Source organism: Streptomyces sp. AK02-01A (assembly GCF_033795305.1).
GTDB lineage: Bacteria > Actinomycetota > Actinomycetes > Streptomycetales > Streptomycetaceae > Streptomyces.
In genome coordinates this window covers 351,927-372,756 of the sequence record NZ_JARBAE010000001.1, presented here as the reverse complement: position 1 = coordinate 372,756, position 20,830 = coordinate 351,927, and the positions used below count along the sequence as shown (strand labels likewise).

At 67.7% G+C, this 20,830-nt stretch carries 17 protein-coding genes and 2 tRNA genes; 7 read left to right on the top strand and 12 right to left on the bottom strand.

The window, feature by feature from the left end:
- Nucleotides 1-121 precede the first annotated feature (121 nt).
- Nucleotides 122-2,743 carry a valine--tRNA ligase gene (locus PV679_RS01570; RefSeq protein WP_319678341.1) on the bottom strand — a complete coding sequence of 874 codons (2,622 nt, stop codon included), beginning with the start codon at nucleotides 2,741-2,743 and terminating at the stop codon, nucleotides 122-124.
- Nucleotides 2,744-2,879: 136 nt separating this feature from the next.
- Here PV679_RS01570 and PV679_RS01565 point away from each other — a divergent pair, with 136 nt between their 5' ends.
- A complete protein-coding gene (locus tag PV679_RS01565; protein ID WP_319678340.1) occupies nucleotides 2,880-3,971 on the top strand; it encodes a hypothetical protein in 1,092 nt (363 codons plus the stop codon).
- Nucleotides 3,972-4,059: 88 nt separating this feature from the next.
- Here PV679_RS01565 and clpX read toward each other — a convergent pair whose 3' ends face one another.
- From clpX to PV679_RS01540, 5 genes are all read right to left on the bottom strand, one after another.
- The gene (clpX, locus tag PV679_RS01560; RefSeq protein WP_319678339.1) at nucleotides 4,060-5,352 is read right to left on the bottom strand and encodes an ATP-dependent Clp protease ATP-binding subunit ClpX; all 1,293 of its coding nucleotides are present in this window, start codon (nucleotides 5,350-5,352) and stop codon (nucleotides 4,060-4,062) included.
- Between the two features lie 144 nt (nucleotides 5,353-5,496).
- Nucleotides 5,497-6,171, bottom strand: coding sequence for an ATP-dependent Clp protease proteolytic subunit (locus PV679_RS01555; protein WP_319678338.1), 675 nt, complete (start codon nucleotides 6,169-6,171; stop codon nucleotides 5,497-5,499).
- A gap of 53 nt (nucleotides 6,172-6,224) precedes the next feature.
- Nucleotides 6,225-6,830 carry an ATP-dependent Clp protease proteolytic subunit gene (locus PV679_RS01550; RefSeq protein ID WP_319678509.1) on the bottom strand — a complete coding sequence of 202 codons (606 nt, stop codon included), beginning with the start codon at nucleotides 6,828-6,830 and terminating at the stop codon, nucleotides 6,225-6,227.
- 318 nt (nucleotides 6,831-7,148) lie between these two features.
- Nucleotides 7,149-8,627 (bottom strand): trigger factor, encoded by a 1,479-nt coding sequence (tig, locus tag PV679_RS01545; RefSeq protein ID WP_319678337.1) that lies wholly within the window; start codon nucleotides 8,625-8,627, stop codon nucleotides 7,149-7,151.
- A gap of 163 nt (nucleotides 8,628-8,790) precedes the next feature.
- Nucleotides 8,791-8,867, bottom strand: a tRNA-Pro gene (locus PV679_RS01540).
- A 244-nt stretch (nucleotides 8,868-9,111) separates the two neighbouring features.
- Here PV679_RS01540 and PV679_RS01535 point away from each other — a divergent pair.
- Nucleotides 9,112-9,185, top strand: a tRNA-Gly gene (locus PV679_RS01535).
- A 131-nt stretch (nucleotides 9,186-9,316) separates the two neighbouring features.
- On the opposite strand, the gene PV679_RS01530 is transcribed toward PV679_RS01535, so the two are convergent.
- Nucleotides 9,317-9,511, bottom strand: a complete 195-nt coding sequence (locus PV679_RS01530; RefSeq protein WP_319678336.1) for a hypothetical protein — start codon at nucleotides 9,509-9,511, stop codon at nucleotides 9,317-9,319.
- A gap of 793 nt (nucleotides 9,512-10,304) precedes the next feature.
- Complete coding sequence (locus PV679_RS01525; RefSeq protein WP_319678335.1) at nucleotides 10,305-10,754, bottom strand: HD domain-containing protein; 450 nt, start codon at nucleotides 10,752-10,754, stop codon at nucleotides 10,305-10,307.
- Nucleotides 10,755-10,979: 225 nt separating this feature from the next.
- Between PV679_RS01525 and PV679_RS01520 the strand changes: the two genes are divergently transcribed.
- Nucleotides 10,980-12,185 carry a cation:proton antiporter gene (locus PV679_RS01520; protein WP_319678334.1) on the top strand — a complete coding sequence of 402 codons (1,206 nt, stop codon included), beginning with the start codon at nucleotides 10,980-10,982 and terminating at the stop codon, nucleotides 12,183-12,185.
- Nucleotides 12,186-12,207: 22 nt separating this feature from the next.
- Here the strand turns inward: PV679_RS01520 and PV679_RS01515 are convergent, their stop codons facing one another.
- Entirely contained in the window at nucleotides 12,208-12,615 is a 408-nt protein-coding gene (locus tag PV679_RS01515) for an ATP-binding protein (RefSeq protein ID WP_319678508.1), read from the bottom strand.
- 152 nt (nucleotides 12,616-12,767) lie between these two features.
- On the opposite strand from PV679_RS01515, the gene PV679_RS01510 reads away from it, so the two are divergent.
- The 3 genes from PV679_RS01510 (at nucleotide 12,768) to PV679_RS01500 (ending at nucleotide 16,577) form a co-directional block, all read left to right on the top strand.
- Nucleotides 12,768-13,616 carry a helix-turn-helix transcriptional regulator gene (locus PV679_RS01510; RefSeq protein WP_319678333.1) on the top strand — a complete coding sequence of 283 codons (849 nt, stop codon included), beginning with the start codon at nucleotides 12,768-12,770 and terminating at the stop codon, nucleotides 13,614-13,616.
- Nucleotides 13,576-13,866, top strand: coding sequence for a DUF397 domain-containing protein (locus PV679_RS01505; protein ID WP_319678332.1), 291 nt, complete (start codon nucleotides 13,576-13,578; stop codon nucleotides 13,864-13,866). The genes PV679_RS01510 and PV679_RS01505 overlap by 41 nt, the downstream gene beginning before the upstream one ends.
- Before the next feature lie 1,085 nt (nucleotides 13,867-14,951).
- The gene (locus PV679_RS01500) at nucleotides 14,952-16,577 is read left to right on the top strand and encodes an IPT/TIG domain-containing protein (protein ID WP_319678331.1); all 1,626 of its coding nucleotides are present in this window, start codon (nucleotides 14,952-14,954) and stop codon (nucleotides 16,575-16,577) included.
- Between the two features lie 294 nt (nucleotides 16,578-16,871).
- On the opposite strand, the gene PV679_RS01495 is transcribed toward PV679_RS01500, so the two are convergent.
- Nucleotides 16,872-18,017: a PP2C family protein-serine/threonine phosphatase gene (locus PV679_RS01495; RefSeq protein ID WP_319678330.1), complete on the bottom strand. Its 1,146-nt coding sequence runs from the start codon at nucleotides 18,015-18,017 to the stop codon at nucleotides 16,872-16,874.
- A gap of 106 nt (nucleotides 18,018-18,123) precedes the next feature.
- Here PV679_RS01495 and PV679_RS01490 point away from each other — a divergent pair, with 106 nt between their 5' ends.
- Nucleotides 18,124-19,359 (top strand): GNAT family N-acetyltransferase, encoded by a 1,236-nt coding sequence (locus PV679_RS01490; RefSeq protein WP_319678329.1) that lies wholly within the window; start codon nucleotides 18,124-18,126, stop codon nucleotides 19,357-19,359.
- Here PV679_RS01490 and PV679_RS01485 read toward each other — a convergent pair.
- The gene (locus tag PV679_RS01485) at nucleotides 19,347-20,192 is read right to left on the bottom strand and encodes an Fpg/Nei family DNA glycosylase (RefSeq protein ID WP_319678328.1); all 846 of its coding nucleotides are present in this window, start codon (nucleotides 20,190-20,192) and stop codon (nucleotides 19,347-19,349) included. The two genes, PV679_RS01490 and PV679_RS01485, sit on opposite strands and share 13 nt — an antisense overlap.
- 116 nt (nucleotides 20,193-20,308) lie before the next feature.
- Nucleotides 20,309-20,797, bottom strand: coding sequence for a ribose-5-phosphate isomerase (locus tag PV679_RS01480; protein WP_319678327.1), 489 nt, complete (start codon nucleotides 20,795-20,797; stop codon nucleotides 20,309-20,311).
- Nucleotides 20,798-20,830: the final 33 nt, after the last annotated feature.

The following is a 20,830-nucleotide window of genomic DNA, read 5'->3' as shown; positions in this document are numbered from 1 at the left end:
CCACCAGCGGTGAGGCCCTCTGACCGGCGTGGTCAGAGGGCCTCGGTGTCGCTGTCTCGCACCTGTCGGTGTCAGTCGGTGGCAGCCGGTGGCAGCCGGTGGCAGCCGGTATCGGTCGGGTTCAGCCGAGCGGGAGCCCCGCGAGCTGGGCGGTGATGCGCTCGATGTCCGCCTCGGCCTTGGCGAGCCGGGTACGGATCTTCTCGACCACGTTGTCCGGTGCCTTCGCGAGGAACGCCTCGTTGCCGAGCTTCGCGATCGCCTGGGACTTCTCCTTCTCGGCGGCGCCGAGATCCTTGGTCAGCCGCTTGCGCTCCGCGTCGACATCGATGGTCCCGGACAGGTCCAGCGCCACCGTGGCACCGGCGACCGGCAGGGTCGCGGTCGCGTGGAAGCCGTCGCCTTCCGGCTGAAGACGCAGAAGCTGGCGGATGGCCGCCTCGTGCGCGGCGAGCGGCGTACCGGACAGGTCCAGCCGGGCCGGGACCTTCTGGCCGGGCTGGAGACCCTGGTCGGACCGGAACCGGCGGACCTCGGTGATCACCTGCTGGAGATGCTCGATCTCCTGCTCGGCGGCCGTGTCGCGGAAGCCGCTGTCGGCCGGCCAGTCGGCGATGACCACCGACTCCTTGCCGGTGAGCGTGGTCCACAGCGTCTCGGTGACAAACGGGACCACCGGGTGCAGCAGCCGCAGTGTGACGTCGAGGACCTCGCCGAGGACCCGTCCGGAGATCTTCGCGGGCTCGCCGCCTTCGAAGAACGTCGTCTTGGACAGCTCGACGTACCAGTCGAAGACCTCGTCCCACGCGAAGTGGAAGAGCGAGTCGGACAACTTCGCGAACTGGTAGTCGTCGTAGTACGCGTCGACCTCGGAGACCACGGCGTTGAGCCGGGACAGGATCCACCGGTCCGTGGCGGACAGCTCGGCCGCGTCGGGCAGCTCGCCCTCGACGGTCGCGCCGTTCATCATCGCGAAGCGCGTGGCGTTCCAGATCTTGTTGGCGAAGTTCCGGGAGCCCTGCACCCAGTCCTCGCCGATCGGCACGTCGACGCCCGGGTTGGCGCCGCGCGCGAGTGTGAAGCGGACCGCGTCCGAGCCGTACTTGTCCATCCAGTCCAGCGGGTTGACCGCGTTGCCGAAGGACTTCGACATCTTCTTGCCGAACTGGTCCCGGACCATGCCGTGCAGCGCGATGGTGTGGAACGGCGGAGTGCCGTCCATCGCGTACAGGCCGAACATCATCATCCTGGCGACCCAGAAGAAGAGGATGTCGTAGCCCGTGACCAGGACCGAGTTGGGATAGAACTTCTCGACGCTCGGCGTCTGTTCGGGCCAGCCCAGCGTGGAGAACGGCCAGAGGGCCGACGAGAACCAGGTGTCCAGGACGTCCATGTCCTGGGTCCAGCCCTCGCCGGTCGGAGCCTCGTCGTCGGGTCCGACACAGACGGTCTCGCCGTTCGGCCCGTACCAGACGGGAATGCGGTGGCCCCACCACAACTGCCGTGAGATGCACCAGTCGTGGAGGTTGTCGACCCAGCCGAAGTAGCGGGACTCCATCTCCTTCGGATGGATCGTGACCTGTCCGTCGCGGACGGCGTCACCGGCGGCCTTCGCGAGCGGTCCGACCTTGACCCACCACTGCATCGACAGCCGTGGCTCGATGGTCGTCTTGCAGCGCGAGCAGTGTCCGACGGAGTGCGTGTACGGCCGCTTCTCGGCGACGATACGGCCGTCGGCCCGCAGCGCGCCGACGATGGCGCTGCGCGCCTCCATCCGGTCGAGGCCCTCGAAAGGACCCGGGACGGTGATCACGGCGCGTTCGTTCATCACCGCGATGTTCGGCAGGTTGTGCCGCCGGCCGATCTCGAAGTCGTTCGGGTCGTGGGCCGGTGTCACCTTGACTGCGCCAGTGCCGAACTCCGGGTCGACATGCGTGTCCGCGACGACCGGGATGGTGCGGTTGGTGAGCGGCAGCCTGATCTGCTTGCCGACGAGATGCGTGTACCGCTCGTCGTCCGGATGGACGGCGACGGCCGTGTCACCGAGCATCGTCTCGGCGCGGGTGGTCGCGACGACGACGGTGTCCTCGCCGTCGCCGTACTTCAGCGAGACCAGCTCGCCTTCGTCGTCCTGGTACTCGACCTCGATGTCCGAGATGGCCGTCAGACAGCGCGGGCACCAGTTGATGATGCGCTCGGCGCGGTAGATCAGCTCGTCGTCGAACAGCCTCTTGAAGATCGTCTGGACGGCCTTGGACAGGCCCTCGTCCATGGTGAAGCGCTCACGCGACCACGCGACGCCGTCGCCGAGCCGTCTCATCTGCCCGGAGATCTGGCCGCCGGACTCTTCCTTCCACTGCCAGACCCGCTCGACGAACGCCTCGCGCCCGAGGTCCTGGCGGGACTTGCCTTCCTTGGCGAGCTCGCGCTCGACGACGTTCTGCGTAGCGATACCGGCGTGGTCCATACCGGGCTGCCACAGCGTCTCGTGGCCCTGCATACGCTTGCGGCGGGTCAGCGCGTCGATGATCGTGTGCTCGAAGGCATGCCCGAGGTGCAGGCTTCCGGTGACGTTCGGCGGCGGGATGACGATGGTGTACGGCGGTTTGCCGCTCTTCTCGTCCGCCTCGAAGTAACCGCGTTCTACCCAGCGCTCATACAGCTTCCCCTCCACCTCGGCCGGCGCGTACTGGGTCGGCAGTTCGGGGGTGCTGGCTGGCTGCTGCTGAGGGTTCTCGGTCACCGGGCCAGTTTAGAGGTGTCACGGCCCCGCACTGAAATGGGATAGATGGGTAACGGTGCGACCCCGGCCGCTCCGCCGCAGCGGCCTTTCCGCCAGGATGTTCGGAACGCGTAAGCATCTGGAGGGGACAGAGCACATGAGCCACAACCAGCCGGGACCGTATGACGGTCAGCCGCCTCAGCAGCCTGGACCCTACGGCCAGCCCCAGCCCAATCCCTACGGCGGACAGCCGGGCCCCGGCTACGGCCCTCAGCAGCCGCCGGCGGGCGGCCCGCCGCAGGGCCCGCCGCCACCGCCGGGATACGGCGCTCCGCAGCAGCCCGGCCCGCCTGGACCGTACGGCCAGCCAGGACCCTACGGCCAGCCGGGCCAGCCAGGACCGTACGGCCAGCCGGGCCAGCCAGGACCGTACGGCCAGCCGGCCCAGCCCGGACCGTACGGCCAGCCGGGCCAGCCAGGTCCATACGGCCAGCCGCCGCAGCAACCTCCTTACGGTGCCGGGCAGTTCGCTCCTCCTCCGGGCCCGGCTCCCAAGAAGAAGACGGGCCTGATCATCGGCGTGGCCGTGGTGGCGCTCGCGGTGATCGCGGCCGGCGCGTACTTCCTGACCTCCGGTGGCGGCGGCAGCGGCTCCATAGCCGACGACGGCCCGCACAAGCTGACGGCGCCCGCGACGGTGCTGGGCGGCCAGTACAAGAAGAGTGAGGGCGGCAGCGGCAGCGGCGGTCTGACCGAGAGCGACCTCAAGGACGCCGAGAGCTGGGGTGTGAAGAACGCCAAGGACGTCGGCGCCGACTACGAGTCGGGCAGCAAGGACAATCCGCTGGAGGGCAAGGCGCTGAGCTTCGGCGGTGTCTACGGCGAGATCGACGACCCGGAGAAGGTCGTCGACGCGATGTTCGCCTACATGCTCAAGCAGTCGCAGGAGGACAAGGACACGCAGGAGACCATCGAGCTGGTGGGCAGCCCGAAGGCGTACGAGCCGGCCGGCCTCGACAACGCGGTCATGAAGTGCCAGGACCTCAAGTTCAAGAACACCGACCCGTCCTCGACGGAGGCGGGTCCGAAGGAATTCCGTGTCCCGATGTGCATCTGGGGCGACCACAGCACGCTTGCCTTCACCACGGCGGTCGACATCGCGAGCGCGGTGACCGGGAAGAGCACACCGCTCGAAGAGGCCGCCGCCACGGCGGCCAAGCTCCGCGGAGATGTCCGCGTCAAGCTCTGAGCGGCAGGTCCAGGCACCACCGGCTCAACACACGCGGGCGCCCGGCCGGTTGGACCGGCCGGGCGCCCGCGCTGTACCTGTCTGTGCTTCAGGCCGACTTCTCGTGGCGGCCGTCGTTCTTCACGATCCGCGGCTCGCGCGGGACCAGTGTCGGGTTCACATGCGAGTGGACGACGTCCTCCGTGATGACCACGCGGGCCACGTCCTTGCGCGACGGGACCTCGTACATCACCGACATCAGGACCTCTTCCATGATGGCCCGCAGACCACGCGCGCCGGTGCCGCGCAGGATCGCCTGGTCGGCGATGGCCTCCAGCGCCGGACGGTCGAAGTCCAGCTCCACACCGTCGAGTTCGAAGAGCCGCTGATACTGCTTCACCAGCGCGTTGCGCGGCTCGACCAGGATCTGGAGCAGCGCCTCGCGGTCGAGGTTGTGCACCGAGGTGAGGACCGGGAGGCGGCCGATGAACTCCGGGATCATCCCGAACTTCACCAGGTCCTCCGGCATGACCTCCTGGAACTGGTCGCTCGCCTCGATCTCGCGCTTGGAGCGGATCGTCGCACCGAAGCCGATGCCCTTCGCGCCCGCACGCGACTCGATGATCTTCTCCAGGCCGGCGAAGGCGCCGCCGACGATGAAGAGCACGTTCGTCGTGTCGATCTGGATGAACTCCTGGTGCGGGTGCTTCCGTCCGCCTTGCGGCGGCACCGAGGCCGTGGTGCCTTCCAGGATCTTCAGCAGCGCCTGCTGCACGCCTTCGCCCGAGACATCGCGGGTGATCGACGGGTTCTCGCTCTTGCGCGCGACCTTGTCGATCTCGTCGATGTAGATGATCCCGGTCTCGGCCTTCTTGACGTCGTAGTCGGCCGCCTGGATCAGCTTGAGCAGGATGTTCTCGACGTCCTCGCCGACATAGCCGGCCTCCGTCAGCGCCGTCGCGTCCGCGATGGCGAACGGGACGTTCAGCATGCGCGCCAGCGTCTGCGCGAGGAGCGTCTTGCCGGAGCCGGTCGGCCCGAGCAGCAGGATGTTGGACTTCGCGAGCTCGATCGCGTCGTCCCGGCCCGCGCCGCCGCCGTTCTCACCGGCCTGGACGCGCTTGTAGTGGTTGTAGACCGCCACCGAGAGGGCCTTCTTCGCGGGCTCCTGCCCGACGACGTATCCCTCAAGGAACTCGTAGATCTCGCGCGGCTTGGGCAGTTCCTCCCACCGCACCTCGGAGGTCTCCGCGAGCTCCTCCTCGATGATCTCGTTGCAGAGGTCGATGCACTCGTCGCAGATGTACACACCGGGACCTGCGATGAGCTTCTTCACCTGCTTCTGGCTCTTCCCGCAGAACGAGCACTTGAGCAGGTCGCCGCCATCACCGATGCGTGCCACGAGGTGCTTCCCCTTCGCCTGGGAGCAGCCTGGTTCAGCGGCTCCTGTGCCTCATATCCGACGGTACCTTGCCCGGGGCCCCGTTCGGGCCCCCCTTGGCGCGGTTCACATGCTCGTGGGACCGCGCCAAGGGCGCCGGGTACGTCAGGCGGCCGCTGCGGCCGTGGTCTTACGGGTCGACACGATCTGGTCGACCAGTCCGTACGCGAGCGCGTCCTCCGCCGTGAGGATCTTGTCGCGCTCGATGTCGTCGCGGACCTTCTCGATCGGCGTCGTGGAGTGCCTGGCCAGCATGTCCTCAAGCTGGGCACGCATCCGGAGGATCTCGTTGGCCGCGATCTCCAGGTCGGAGAGCTGCTCCCGGCCGGTCTGGCTGGACGGCTGGTGGATCAGCACGCGCGCGTTCGGCAGGGCCAGTCGCTTGCCGGGCGTGCCGGCGGCGAGCAGCACGGCGGCGGCGGAGGCGGCCTGTCCCATGCACACGGTCTGGATGTCCGGCTTCACGAACTGCATCGTGTCGTAGATGGCGGTGAGCGCCGTCATCGAGCCGCCGGGGCTGTTGATGTAGATCGAGATGTCCCGGTCCGGGTCCATCGACTCCAGGCAGAGGAGCTGCGCCATGACGTCGTTGGCGGAGGCGTCGTCGATCTGCACGCCGAGGAAGATCACGCGCTCCTCGAAGAGCTTCGCGTACGGGTCGTACTCACGCACGCCCTGCGAGGTGCGCTCCACGAAGCGCGGAACGACATAGCGGTTGTCCACCTGCGGGCCGGTGTAGAGGCCGCTCGCGGAGTAGTTGTTCATGTGGGTGTTCACCATCCTGTGGCGTTCGCTGGGCGGGGCTGGCTGGGCCGGCTGATCCGGGACGTGTCTCAGGCCCCGGTGCCGCCGCCGCCGGGAACACCCGAAGCAGCGGAGATGATCTCGTCGATGATGCCGTAGGCCACGGCCTCCTCGGCGGTGAACCAGCGGTCGCGGTCACCGTCGCGGATGATCGTCTCCTCGGTCTGGCCCGTGTGACGCGCGGTGATCTCGGCCATGCGCTTCTTCGTACGCAGGAGCTGCTCGGCCTGGATCTTGATGTCCGAGGCGGTGCCGCCGAGACCCGCGGAACCCTGGTGCATGAGGATGTCGGTGTTGGGCAGCGCGAAGCGCTTGCCCGCCGTGCCACCGGTCAGCAGGAACTGGCCCATCGAGGCCGCCATGCCCATGCCGATGGTCACGACGTCGTTCGGGATGTACTGCATGGTGTCGTACACGGCCATGCCCGCCGTCACCGAACCACCGGGGCTGTTGATGTAGAGGTAGATGTCCTTCTCGGGCTCGGCCGCGAGAAGGAGGAGCTGCGCCGTGATCTTGTTGGCGATGTCGTCGTCGACCTGCTGGCCCAGGAAGATGATCCGCTCTCCGAGCAGTCGGCTGTAGACCTGGTCGCCGAGGCCACCACCGAGGGACGGCTCACCGGCGGCGTAAGGCATCAGATTCGTCACGTATCCACCTGCTCGTCTCTGACGGCTGCGGCCGTCTCAGCGTCTTCGTTCCGAGAGACGGGAAACTGCTCGTCCCTCGTATTCATGGACCCTAACGCGCTGGTCGGCGGGTGCCATCCCGCTTCCCTGGCTGTTCGCTGGGAGCGCAAGGTAGTTGAGGCTCCGTACGGGCCGCTGCGGGCCTCCGGGCCCAGCTCCGGCCCGGGATGCCACCGAGGTCTTCCGGCGGGCTCTGCGGGGCGGACGAGGCGGGCCCCGGGCGCGTTTCGCGTCCGGGGCCCGTCCTGGCGATCAGAGCGAGGCCGCTCAGGCGTCGGCCTTGCCGTCCTTGTCCGTGCCGTCGGCCGCTGCCTCGACCGTCTCGGCGGCGGTGTCAGCGGCGGCGGTGGCGTTGGTCTCGTCGGCGGCGGCAGTGTCGGCGGCGTCGGCAGTCTCAGCGGCGGCGTCGTCAGTGTCGTCGGTGTCGGCGTCGTCATCGTCGTCCAGCACCACCGGCTGGCCGTTGGTGTCCGTGACCTTCGCGGACTCGACGACCACCGCGAGCGCCTTGCCGCGCGCGACCTCGCCGACGAGCATCGGCACCTGGCCGCCTTCGACGACGGCCTGGGCGAACTGGTCCGGAGACATGCCGGAGGACTGCGCGCGCCGCATGAGGTGCTCGGTGAGCTCCTCCTGGTTCACGTTCAGCTTCTCCTTGTTCACCAGCTCGTCGAGGATGAACTGGGTCTTGATGCCCTTGATCGCCTGTTCCTCGGTCTCGGCCTCGAACTCTTCCTCGGTCTGGCCCTGGATCTCCAGGTACTTCGCGAGGTCGAGGCCCATCTGGCCGAGCTGGTGGTGCTCAAGGTTGTGCTTGCGGGTGTTGATCTCGTCCGCGAGGAGCTTCTCCGGGATCGGCACCTCGGCCAGCTTCAGCAGCTCGTCGAGGACGCGCTCCTGGGCCTGGGTGGCCTGGTCGTACTGCTTCATGCTCTCAAGGCGCTTGCGGCTGTCGGCCTTCAGCTCGTCGAGCGTGTCGAACTCGCTCGCCATCTGCGCGAACTCGTCGTCCAGCTCGGGAAGCTCGCGAGCGGCGACCCGGATGACCTTGACGGTGACCTCGGCGGCCTTGCCCTCGGCCGTGCCGCCCTTCAGCTCGGAGGTGAAGGTGGCCTCGCCGCCGGCCTCCAGGCCGGTGACGGCCTCGTCGATGCCGTCGAGCAGCTCGCCGGAGCCGATGGTGTACTCCACCTCGCTGGCGACGCCGTCCGGCAGCACCTCTCCGTCGACCTTGGCCTCCAGGTCGATCGTCACGACATCGCCTTCGGCGGCGGCGCGCTCGACCTGGTTGGTGGAGGCGAAGCGGTCGCGGAGCTGCTCGACCGACTTCTCGACGTCCTCGTCGGTGACCTCGACGGAGTCGACGACGACCTCGATGCCGGAGTAGTCCGGAATCTCGATCGCCGGGCGGATGTCCACCTCGGCGGTGAAGGCCAGCAGTTCGCCGTCCTTCAGCTCGGTGATGTCGACGTCGGGCTGGCCGAGGACATTCAGCTCACCCTCGTTGACCGCGTCGGTGTAGAACTTCGGGAGAGCGTCGTTGACGGCCTCCTCCAGCACAGCACCACGCCCGAACCGCTGGTCGATGACCCGGGCCGGGATCTTGCCCTTACGGAAGCCCTTCACCGTGACCTGCTGGTTGATCTTCTTGTACGCCGCGTCGAGGCTGTCCTTGAGCTCCTCGAAGGGCACCTCGACAGTGAGCCGAACCCGAGTCGGGTTCAGGGTCTCCACGGCGCTCTTCACGGTTCGGTCTCCTTGGTGGCTGATTCTGGGGTTCTGCTGCGTCCACCGCACTGCGGCGGCCCAGCGGATCGGCCCGGTTCTTCAGAGACTCTTCAGACACACAGGCACGCAGTCTGCATAGTAACCGCAAGCAGGAAGAGCCCCACAATGTGATCAAGCGTGGTGGTCGGGGTGGCCGGATTCGAACCGACGACCTTCCGCTCCCAAAGCGGACGCGCTACCAAGCTGCGCCACACCCCGTCGGTGCGACACGTAGGGTACATGCCCACGGGCCTCGCGTCCGTCTCCCGGCAGGCGTACGCCGGACTGTTTCCCTTAAAAACAGTCCTTATGGGTGTCCGGCCTCCGGACGGTCGCACCTTATGGATGTCGCGATGAATGCCGCGCGCCGCCGGGCGCCGTGCACAACGGATGTGCGGCAGGCGGCCGGGACCCGCTACGATGCTGTTCGTGCCGCGGTCGCGTGACCTGCGGCGCATGCTGTGCGGGCGTAGCTCAATGGTAGAGCCCTAGTCTTCCAAACTAGCTACGCGGGTTCGATTCCCGTCGCCCGCTCCACAGTCCTCGGCCCGGCCGAGTGGACCGCGTAGAAATACGCGATCCACTCGCCGGGCCGTCGGCGTTTCGCGCTTCGGCCGTCCGGCGAGCCGGTCGGACGTTCAGAAGGTGATCTGTCAGAAGGTGATCTGTCAGAAGGTGATCTGACTGACGGTGTCGGCTATGGAGTTGAGGAATCGATTCACCGACGGAGCGATGTTGGTGGAGGCCAGGAAGAAGCCGAAGAGCACCGCGACGACCGCGGGCCCGGCCTTGAGCGAGCCGCCGCGGATCAGCACCACGAGGATGACCGCCAACAGCACAACCACAGATAGTGAAATGGCCACAACTGATCACACCCTCGGTCGGTCCGCCTTGCTCTCTTGCCCTGCCACGCGGAGACGACACCGCCGCTCACCACGCTCGAACCATCGTGCCATCAACCTCCGCGCAGGTGTGGGCCGCTGACGAATCATCGCCGTCTGGATCTCGCCAATCACGCGCCCCGCGCGCCGGGGCACACGCGACTCCGGCGCTCGGCGTGGCGGAGTGAATTCGAGCGCGAATTCCATTCGACCGCTCCGATGTTCGCACCATTTACGCGCACGCATATGCGGATGACGCACAACGCCTTCCGAAAAATGAACGAGCGAACACATGGCGACGTAAACGCGGCGCCGCCGAGGGCCCATTGACTGACCAAATGCCCTATTTAACACTGATTAATCAGGGCATAACGCACGGTTGTTGGTGGTTCCAGATTCGAATGCGCCACCTGTTCAGAAGGTTTTACGCATCGCATGACCCGCCGCCAAGGTGCCGCAGATGTTCTCGGCGCCATATGGATATGAGAGGTCACCGCTCCCGCCGGCCAGGAAGGCCGAATCCCGTCCAGGAACCTCACCTCCACCAGTGGCCGACACGCCGCGCACGGCCGGCGAGCGGTCGGCCGGGACCGGTGCGGATCGGCCTCCGGCGTCCACCCAGCGAGACGCGTTCTCCGACAACGCGAAGTACGGTCGGCGGTCCTCGCGGTGACCGCGCCGCGCACGCCTCCGGCGCGGGCGGTCCGGCGCGACCGCGCTCAGCAGGCGACGGCTCCCTCGATCACGTCTCCGCACTCGTCTGCGGTCGGCCGCCTCACGCCTGACCGAGGCCGAGGAGTCCGCGCACCTTCGCGTACTTCTCGGTAAGCCGGTCCCGGGTCGGCGCGTCGAGCACGGCGAGGCGCGCCGGATCGGCGTTGTGCGCCAGATCGGACTCCTTGACCAGCAGCGCGCCCGGTGTGGCCAGAATCCGGCTGGTGTACGCCTGGACGTCCTCACCGCTCACCTTGGTGACCGCGAGGACCATGCCCTTGACCGACCTCGGCAGCGCGGCGGCTTCGAGCCACTCCAGAGACAGCGCGTCGTCCTCCACCGCGTCGTGCAGCCAGGCCGCGGCGATCTGCTCGTCGGTGCCGCCGCGCGCTCGCACTCCTTCGGCGACCGCCGCCAGGTGCTCCGCATAGGGACGTCCGGCCTTGTCGGTCTGGGCCGCGTGGGCCTCGCGAGCGACGGCCTCGACCTCGGCCAGCGTCAGATACGGCATACGGCCGACTGTACGGGCCGGACGGCCGCCGTTTCCCGTGGTTCCGCCATGGCCTCATTTTCGGCCTGCTCCCAGGCCGACAGTTGCTCAGTAAACTGTTTGGTAAACTAAGTACTGACGCTTCCTTGACTCTTCCTTGACTCACGCGCTGACAGCCAGGCGCTCATGACGCATCGATCCAGACGGAGGAACGAGCCCATCGGACACGCAGAGACCCTCATAGCCATGGGCGGCGCCTTCCTCGCCGCCGCCGTTCTCGCCCGGCTGGGCAGCCGAATCGAGCTGCCCACCATTCCCTTGTTCATCCTGGCCGGGATCCTTCTCGGCCCGCACACACCTGGCTTCGTGCTGGTCTCCGACCCGCACGACCTGGAGATGCTCTCGGCCCTCGGGCTGGTATTGCTGCTCTTCTATCTCGGCCTTGAATTCCATCTGGACGATCTCAAGGCGGGCGGCCGGAAGATGGCCCTCGCCGGCGGCACGTATCTGGCGCTGAATGTCGGCGCGGGCCTCGGCTTCGGCTTCGCACTCGGCTGGGGCACGTCCGAGGCGCTGGTGCTCGCCGGGGTGCTCGGTATCTCCTCGTCCGCGATCGTCACCAAGGTCCTGGTGGACCTGGGCCGTATCGGCAATCCGGAGACCAAGCCGATTCTCGGCATCATCGTGGTCGAGGACATCTTCCTGGCGCTCTATCTCGCCGCGCTCCAGCCGATCCTGTCGGGCGCGGACAGCCTCTCGGCGGCTCTGGCGGACGGCGGAAAGGCCTTCGGCTTCCTGCTGCTGCTCGCGCTCGCCGCGCGCTTCGGCACAAAGCTGGTCGGCCGGCTCATGTCCACCAAGGACGACGAGCTGTTGGTCATCTCCTTCCTCGGCGTGGCGGTCTTTGTGGCCGGTGTGTCGGAGTGGTTCGGAGTCGCGGACGCCATCGGCGCGTTCATGGTCGGTCTGATGCTCGGCAGTACGTCGTCCGGCGACCGCATCCGCAAGCTGGTCCATCCACTGCGGGACGCCTTCGGCGCGATCTTCTTCTTCGCCTTCGGAGTGTCGATCAACCCTGGTGATCTGCCGACCGTGCTGTGGCCGGTGCTCGCCGCCGTCGCCGTGACACTGCTGATGAACGTCGTCGCCGGTGTCTCCGCCGCGCGTATCTTCGGCTTCGGCGCCGGTCCTGCGGCGAACATCTCGACCACACTGCTGGCACGCGGCGAGTTCGCTCTGATCCTCGCCACGATGGCGGCAGGAGCGGCCCTGGACCAGAGACTCGCTCCTTTCATCGCCGGTTATGTACTGGTGCTCGCGGTCCTCGGACCGCTGGCCGCCGGACGGTCGCACTGGCTGGCGCGAGTGCTGCCCGGCGGCAGGCGCGACGGTGACGGTCCACCTCCGGACGAGGCGGAAGCCGTACGCGAGCCGGCCTCGGCCACCGGCTGAGAGCCTGTCGGGCGGCCTTCGGTCAGAGGTCGTCCGACAGGCTCCGAGACCGGGACGGCTCCTTCGCCTCGCACTCGAACCACACCGTCTTGCCACCGTCCGGCCGCGGTCGCACGCCCCATCGGTCGGTCACCGCGTCGACCAGCAGCAGGCCCCGGCCGTCCTCGGCCAGCTCGTCCGGGTCCTGCCCCATCGTGAGCTGCGGCAGCCGCGGCTCTCTGTCCGTCACCTCGACACGCAGAGAGCCCGGCTGCCGCAGGATCAGTACGGAACAGCCACGGCCCGGCACATGGCGCACGACGTTGGCGAGCAGTTCGGTCAGTGCCAGCTCGGCCGCGTCACAGAGCTCTTCCAGCTTCCAGACGCAGAGATAAGTCCGCACGATGCGGCGCAGATGCCGGGCCGAGTGCTCACCTACGGTGAAGCTCATGCCGTAACAGGTGGGCGGGCACTCTCCGCTGTTCAGCACGTCGACTCCTGCGTGATCGGGACGGGTTGTCGTATTCACCCACCAAGACTGCAACGACATGACTACGCTCGGCTACGGACTACAGGCAACTCTCCGTAGCGTTGGAGGCCGTCGTGACGAATATCCGAGACCTTGACCCGAGCGCGTCACCGCTCGCCTACTACGGCGCGGAACTACGACGCCTACGAGAAGCAGCCAATCTCAACCAAAAGCAGTTAGGCGCGATCCTCTACTGCACCGGCTCACTGATCGGCCAGATCGAGACGGCTCGCAAACTCCCGACCAGAGAGTTCTCGGAGCGCGTGGACGCGGCGCTGGGCACGGAAGGCTCGCTGAGTCGGTTGTTGCCACTGGTACTCCGTAGCCAACTGCCGCCTTGGTTTCAGCAGTACGCGGAGATGGAGGCGCGAGCGTCCTACATCAACATGTTCCAGACGCAACTGGTACTTGGCCTCCTCCAGACCGAGGAGTACGCGAGGGCAGTACTCAGCGCCCTGGTCAAGGACAGACTGGACGAGCGCGTGGCGGCCCGGATGGAGCGACAGCGCATCCTCAAACGGGAGAACCCACCGCTGGTCTGGGTAGTGCTGTGTGAAGCAGTGCTGCACCAAGGGATCGGCGGGCGAAGGGTGATGCGAAATCAACTCGCGCACCTGTTGTCCTACCAGGACGCCGAGTGGGTTCAGATCCAAGTACTGCCATTCTCTATGGGCGTTCATGCAGGCCTGATGGGCTCCTTCACGGTATTCCGCTTCGACGACGACCCGGACATCACCTACACAGAGGGCTACGAGGCCGGCTATTTCACGGCCGATCCAAAGGCAGTCAAGGACCGCGCTCTCCGTTACGATCACCTGCAGGCCGCTGCCCTATCTGTGGAGAAATCAGCGGAGTTGATCGCCCGCGTAATGGAGGAACTCTATGCAGAGCCATCTGCGACTGACGGCCACACAATGGCGTAAGTCAACCCACAGCAGCGATACCGGCGGGCAGTGCGTCGAGTGCACCCCCATCGGAGCCCTCGCTTGGCACAAGTCGAGCTACAGCGGCGACACCAACGGTGAGTGCATCGAGGTCGCCGCCTGCACCGCCGCCGTCGCCGTGCGCGACTCGAAGAATCCCGAGGGGCCGGTCTTCGCCGTCGCTCCGGACACCTTCACCACCTTCATCACAGCCGCCGCGTCCGGCGAGCTGACTCCGACTCCGGCTTAGAGCTGTTCGTGGCACAGCCCATCTTCCGGCCATCAGGCCGGAAGATGGGCTCCGACGCATGTGCGGTCGCCGCCCGCGTCCACCGCGAAGCTGTGGTGCCACCGGATCGAGGAGTTCTCGCGCAGTCACCGCGCCGTCACGGTGGACCACCTGGGCGTCGGCGGTGAAGCCGACCCGTTCCCGGCCTCCGCGATGAAGGAGGTCGCCGCACACATCCCGTCGAGCACACCGCCGCTCCTGGCGGCGGAGGAGAGCGGAAGCCGCCTGTCGTTCTTCGCAGGATCGTCCGGTGGTCACCAGCACGATCCGCTCGTCTTCGCAGGCGCCGTCAAGCCCACGCGTTCAGCGGAGAAACCACGCGTCCTTGCCCGCCACGGCGTGCGGACCCCGAAGGCAGAAGCGGAACAGCGCACTCCGGCGCATCCGCATTTTTACAGAATCCTACTCATATTTACATATTCACTCCTAGATGTTGCAACTGCGCTCTTTCGAAACTTGGACCTCAGACGCTTCACTGAGCCAAGGCAGGAGCAAAAAAGTTCGGCACCGCACCGGCCATCCGTGGAGCAAACCGAAGCACCGTCACATCGGTGACTTTCGGAGCGAGGTATGCCACGGCCCTGGGCGGAGCTCGGCGCTGACCTCGGCCTTCTCCTTGACATGAACGTGCCTAATACCGGGATTTCGGCGCCCTTCCCGCGCAATCCCAGTGCCCGTCATCACAGGAGTCGGCAGCGCCAACGCGCCGTACCTCGTACCTCACGTTGAGCGCCGAACCGACAGCCGATGCCTCTCCCTCTGCGGCCCGTTCAGTGGGTGGCGCAACACCAATGCCCTCACCGGCACCGGCGCGATCCAGGCAACTTCCGTGATGTGCGGCGGCACCGCTGTGCCCTCCTCAGGACCAACGACACCGCTCCGGACGCCTGCGGCACTCCGCCACGCCGCCGCACCTCGTACCAGCGGCGACTCAGCCACAGCAACCGACAGATCCACCCTGCCCCGGTGCCCACCGCGGCACATGTCCTTCCCGCCTCCTGCCCGACTACGGACAGCGAAGCGCCCGTCCAGCGAAAGGCACGATCATGGCTCTTACCCTTTCACCGAACCAGGGATCCACCGGCGGTGGCACCGTGGTCACCATCACCGGCCCGGGCCTCGGCGGAACCACCGCGGTGATGTTCGGCGCCAAGCCGGCCACCAACATCATCCAGGTGTCGCCGACTCAGCTCACCGTGACGTCGCCTTCCGGAACCGGAACGGTCGGCGTGACGGTCACCACCGGCGGCGGCACCAGCGCACCGGTCCCGTTCTTCTATGTGAGCGCACCGTTAGTCACGCACCTGAGCAGCACCTCCGGTCCGCTGGCCGGCGGCAACACCGTCACCATCAACGGCACAGCACTGGCCACGGCCAGCAGTGTGAGCTTCGGTGGCCAGCCCGCCGTCCCGACGGTCCTCTCCGACAGCCAGCTCACGGTGATCGTGCCGGCCGGAGACGCAGCCGGTCAGGTCGTCGTACGGGTCACGGCGGCCGGCGGCACGAGCAACGGCATGGCCTACACGTATCTCGGCGTGCCCACGGCCACCACCATCTCTCCCACGTCCGGCCCGGCTGCCGGCGGCACCGTCTTCACGATCACCGGAACGAACCTGACCGGCGCCGGTGTCACCATCAATGGCATCGCGGCAACGGTGATCGCGGTGAACGCCGCCGGCACCTCGCTGACCGGTGTGGCGCCCGCAGGCGCGGCCGGAAACGCTCTCGTCATGATCACCACCGGCGGCGGCAGTACGACAGTCCTGGGCGGATTCACCTACTTCGTCCCTATCCTCCCTGCGCTCTTCGTGGCCAACCTGACCTCAGGCACCGTCTCGGTGATCAACAGGACCAGTAACACCGTCACCGCCACCGTGCCCGTGGAGAAGAATCCCACCGGCGTAGCGGTCTCTCCGCACGGCGACCGCGCCTACGTCGCCAACCAGGGCGCGGACACCATCTCGGTGATCGACACGGCCACCAACACCGTCGCCGCCACCATCACCGTCGGCAGCAACCCCACCGGCGTAGCGGTGTCACCCGACGGCACGCGCGCCTACGTGACCAATCTGACCTCAGGCACCGTCTCGGTGATCGACACAGCCACCGACGCCGTCACCGCCACCATCGCCGTCGACCCTCAGCCCTCCGGGATCGCGGTCTCTCCCGACACCGCGCGCGTCTATGTCACCAACCTGACCGCGGGCATCGTCTCGGTGATCAACACGGCCACCAACGCCGTCACCGCCACCATCACCGTCGGCGCTCTTCCGTTCAGCGTGGCCGTCAGTCCGGACGGAAACCGCGCCTACGTCGCCAACCAAGGCACCAACACGGTCTCGGTGATCAACACGGCCACCGACACCGTCACCGCCACCATCGCCGTCGACGCTCTTCCGTTCAGCGTGGCCGTCAGCCCGGACGGAACTCACGCCTACGTCGCCAACCAAGGCGCGAACACCATCTCGGTGATCGACACAGTCACCAACGCCGTCACCGCCACCATCACCGTCAACACCAATCCACGTGGCGTGGCGGTCAGCCCTGACGGAGCCAACGTCTACGTCTCGAACCTGGCTCCCAGTACCGTCTCGGTGATCAGCACGGCCACCAACACCGTCACCGGCACCATCACCATCGAAACCAATCCCCGTGGTGTAGCGGCCCTCTAACGGCGCTGACGGCGCTGCCGACAGGCATCTACCGGCATCGACAGGCAGCAGGCCCCGGCCCGAGGCCAAACCGCCGTCAACCGTCCCACCACGCGTCACACCGCGCGATCGGTACGCACCGCCGCATCGCCGGCCTCGCCCTCGCCACGAGAAAGCCCCGCTGAAAACAGCGCCGGAGAACACCCGGCCGACCGCGGTACGGCTCGCTCGACTGACGAGGGCACAGGCCCGTGGCCGTCTCAATTCGGCCTCAAAGCCGCTGATGGCAGGGCCAGTTGTGCTCGGCGGCCCGGCTCAGCCCTCGCGGCAGATCAGCAGCAGCGCCCGGTCGTCGTTCACGTCCTTGGCGACCGCTTCGATCAGATGCCAGGCGGCGCCTTCGAAGCCAGGAGCGACATAGCGGTCCGCTTCGCCGGTGAGGCGGTCGATACCTTCCGCGATGTCCCGGCCCGGCGCCTCGACCAGGCCGTCCGTGAAGAGCATCAGGACATCACCGGCCCGCAGCGCGCCCTTGACCGGATCGAACTGAGCGCCGTCGTAGACACCGAGAAGAGGTCCTTCGCCGGATTTCTCCTCCCAGCGACCGCTGCCCGCGTGAAGCTGGAGAGCGGGCAGATGGCCCGCCGAGAGCAGCTCGTAGTCGCCCGAGTCGAGATCGAGGACAAGATGGATGGAGGTGGCGAAGCCCTCATCCCAGTCCTGGCGGAGCAGATAGCCGTTGGCCGCCGGAAGGAAGCCGTGGGACGGAAGCGAGCCGAGGAGGCCGCCGAAGGCACCGGACAGCAGCAAGGCGCGTGAGCCCGCGTCCATGCCCTTGCCGGAGACATCGGTGAGGACGACTTCGAGCGTGCGGCCGCCGTTCGTACGGGCCGCGACGACGAAGTCGCCGGAGAAGGACTGGCCACCGGCAGGACGCAGCGCCATCTCGTGGTGCCAGCCCTTGGGCAGCCGAGGCAGCGCGCTCTGCACGCGGATGCGTTCGCGCAGGTCGAAGAGCATCGTCCCGCCGCGCCGCCACGGCACTCCGACCCTGGCCCGGAACTGCGCGATCAGCAGTCCGAAGAGGCCGCAGGCCGCCACGACCAGCACGGTGCCTGGAGTGACCCGGCCGGAGCCGTCCGTATACGGACCGAGGACTATCGACTCGACGATCAGCGCGGCGGCTCCGGCCGCGTACAGGCCGAGCAGGCTCGCGGGCCGCAGCAGCAGGCCACCGGCCACGATCGGAAGGACGAGAGCGGACGGCGCGCACCAGACCGGGATGGCGATGGTGGTGAAGGCGATGGCCGGGATCGTGAGCAGCAGACCGACGAACGCGATCCAGTCGGAGCCGTCACCTCGGAAGTAGTCGACGCCGGATTTGCGCACGGCGTTGCGGACCCGGTGCAGCGTCCTGCGCATCCGGGCCGAGGAGGACTCCGCTCGCGCGACACCGGCCATTGTTGTGGACCCTATCGATCCACCGGCCCGTCGTGCAGGGGACCCCCATGACATTGCGTTCGAAATCGGGTCGCCCGATCGACGTCGGCCCTGGTACTGATGGCGCATGACGACTGAGCAGCGCGTGCTGCGCGCATCCGAATGGGACCGCTGGTACGGGGCTCTGGAGCTCGCGTTCGGCGGTGTCGCCGACTCGGACGGCGTGCGCGCGCTGTGGCGGTCGCTGACCGAACACGAGCGGTCGATCGGTGTCTGGGACGGTGACGACTGCGTCGGCACGGCCGGTGCGTTCAGCTTCCGGCTCTCGGTGCCCGGCGGAGCGCTGGTACCGGCGGCCGGTGTGACCATGGTGAGCGTGGCGGCCACGCACCGGCGGCGCGGCATCCTCACCTCGATGATGCGGCGCCAGCTCGACGACGTCCGGGAGCTCGGCGAGCCGCTGGCCGTGCTGACCGCGTCCGAGCCGGCGATCTATGGACGGTTCGGATACGGCATCGCGTCCCAGCAGCTCTCCGCCGAGATCGAGACGGCGTCGGCGCGGATCGCGCTGCCGGACGGCGTGGACGAGATACGTCTCCGGCGCGTCGATCCGGACGATCCGGCCGTACGAGAGGCGTGCGAGGCGATCTACGCCGCGGAGGTCGCGACGCGTCCCGGCATGCTCGCGCGCTCTCCCGGCTGGGACAAGCTGCCCGTCGTCGACAGCGGTCTGGAGAAGGGCGGCATGTCGCCGCTCCAGTGTGTGCTGGCGGAGCGGGACGGCGAGACCGTCGGATACACGCACTTCCGCAACAAGCCGGAGTGGAGCAGGTCAGGTCCGAGAGGCACGATCGAGCTGCGGGACGTGTACGCGCCGGACCCGGTGGCGTACGCGGCGCTCTGGCGCTTCCTCTTCGGCATCGATCTGACGACGACGATCCAGGCGCGCAGCCGGCCGGCGGACGATCCGTTCCTGCATCTCGTCACCGACATCCGGCGGTGCAATGTGCGGCAGCGCGACTCACTGCATCTGCGGCCGGTGGAGGTGGGAGCCGCGCTGGAGGCCCGTACATACCGGACTCCCGTGGATGTGGTGTTCGAGGTCGAGGACCGCTTCTGCCGCTGGAACGAAGGCCGTTGGCGGCTGATCGGCGACGCCAAGGGCGCGTCCTGCGAGCGCACGCGGGACACGGCCGATCTGGCGCTCTCCGTCCGGGAGTTGGGCGCCGCGTATCTGGGCGGAGTGACTCTGGCGGCGCTGGCGCGGGCCGGCCGGGTGAAGGAGCTGCGGCCCGGAGCGCTGGCGGAGGCGTCCACCGCCTTCGCGTCGGACATCGCGCCCTGGCTGCCTCACGGCTTCTGAGGCCGGACCTCTTCGCGCTCCGGCTGACGCGGCTGGCAGCCGGGACACCAGAACAGATTGCGTGCGGCGAGCGGTGCGGTGCGGATCTCGGCGCCGCACAGCAGACACGGCAGCAGCGCCCGGCGGTAGACATAGACCTCACCGCCGTGGTCGTCGACGCGCGGCGCGCGGCCCATCGCCTCAGGAGTGTGCTCGGGACGGACGGTGTCGATGCGGTTGTTCCGTACGCCTTCGCGCATCAGCGCCACCAGGTCCGGCCAGATCGCGTCCCACTCGCCGCGCGTGAGGTCCTTGCCCGCGCGGTACGGATCGATGCCGTGCCGGAAGAGGACCTCGGCGCGGTAGACATTGCCGACTCCGGCGATGACCTTCTGGTCCATGAGCAGTGCGGCGACGGTCGTACGGGAGCGGGATATCCGGGCCCAGGCCTTCTCGCCGTCGTCCTCCGGCCGGAGCGGATCCGGGCCCAGGCGGTCGTGTATCGCCTGCTTCTCCGGCTCGGTGATCAGCGCGCAGGTGGTCGGGCCGCGCAGATCCATGTACGCCGTGTCTCCGGCGAGCCGCAGCCGGACCGTGTCCGTCGGCGGTGGTGCGGGCGCGTCACCGAAGCCGACCTTGCCGAAGAGGCCGAGATGGACATGGATCCAGCCGGTGTCCGCGAAGCCGAGGAAGAGATGCTTGCCATGAGCGTCGGCGGTCGCGAGCACCTGTCCGTCGAGCAGGGCCGCGCTGTCGGAGAACTTGCCCTGCGGGCTGCTGACCCGTACCGGACGGCCCCCGAAGCGGTCGAGATGGTCCTCGGCGAGGCGGTGGATCGTATGCCCCTCGGGCACGAGGTCTCCTCGATGACAGGAAGCGGCGGGTGTCGCGGCTGTCCGGACCGGCGACGCCGGACGGGACATGGCCCTGCCGCCGGGCCGGGCCCGGCGGCAGGAGGTGACCGGCGGCCTCAGCCCTGCTGTGGGTGGTGGGCCGGGACGGGCGGCAGCTCTCGCGTCGCTTCGTAGGCCGTGAGCATGCCGATCCGGCGCGCGTGGCGCTCGGCGCCGGAGTACGGCGTCTTGAGGAAGACCTCGATGAAGGAGACCGCCTCGTCGCGTGAGTGCATCCGGCTGCCGACGGAGATGACGTTCGCGTTGTTGTGCTCGCGGCCGAGAGCCGCGGTGTCCGCGTTCCAGGCGAGAATCGCCCGCACGCCCTTGACCTTGTTCGCGGCGATCTGCTCGCCGTTGCCGGAGCCGCCGATCACGATGCCGAGGCTGTCCTGGTCCGCCGCCGTGCGCTCGGCGGCGCGCAGGCAGAACGGCGGATAGTCGTCGTCGGCGTCATAGATGTGAGGACCGCAGTCGACGGGCTCGTGGCCATGAGCGGTGAGCCACTCGACCAGGTGGTTCTTGAGTTCGAAGCCTGCATGGTCGGAACCGAGATACACGCGCATGTTCCGAGTGTGGCACGCGTGTCGCTGGGTAGC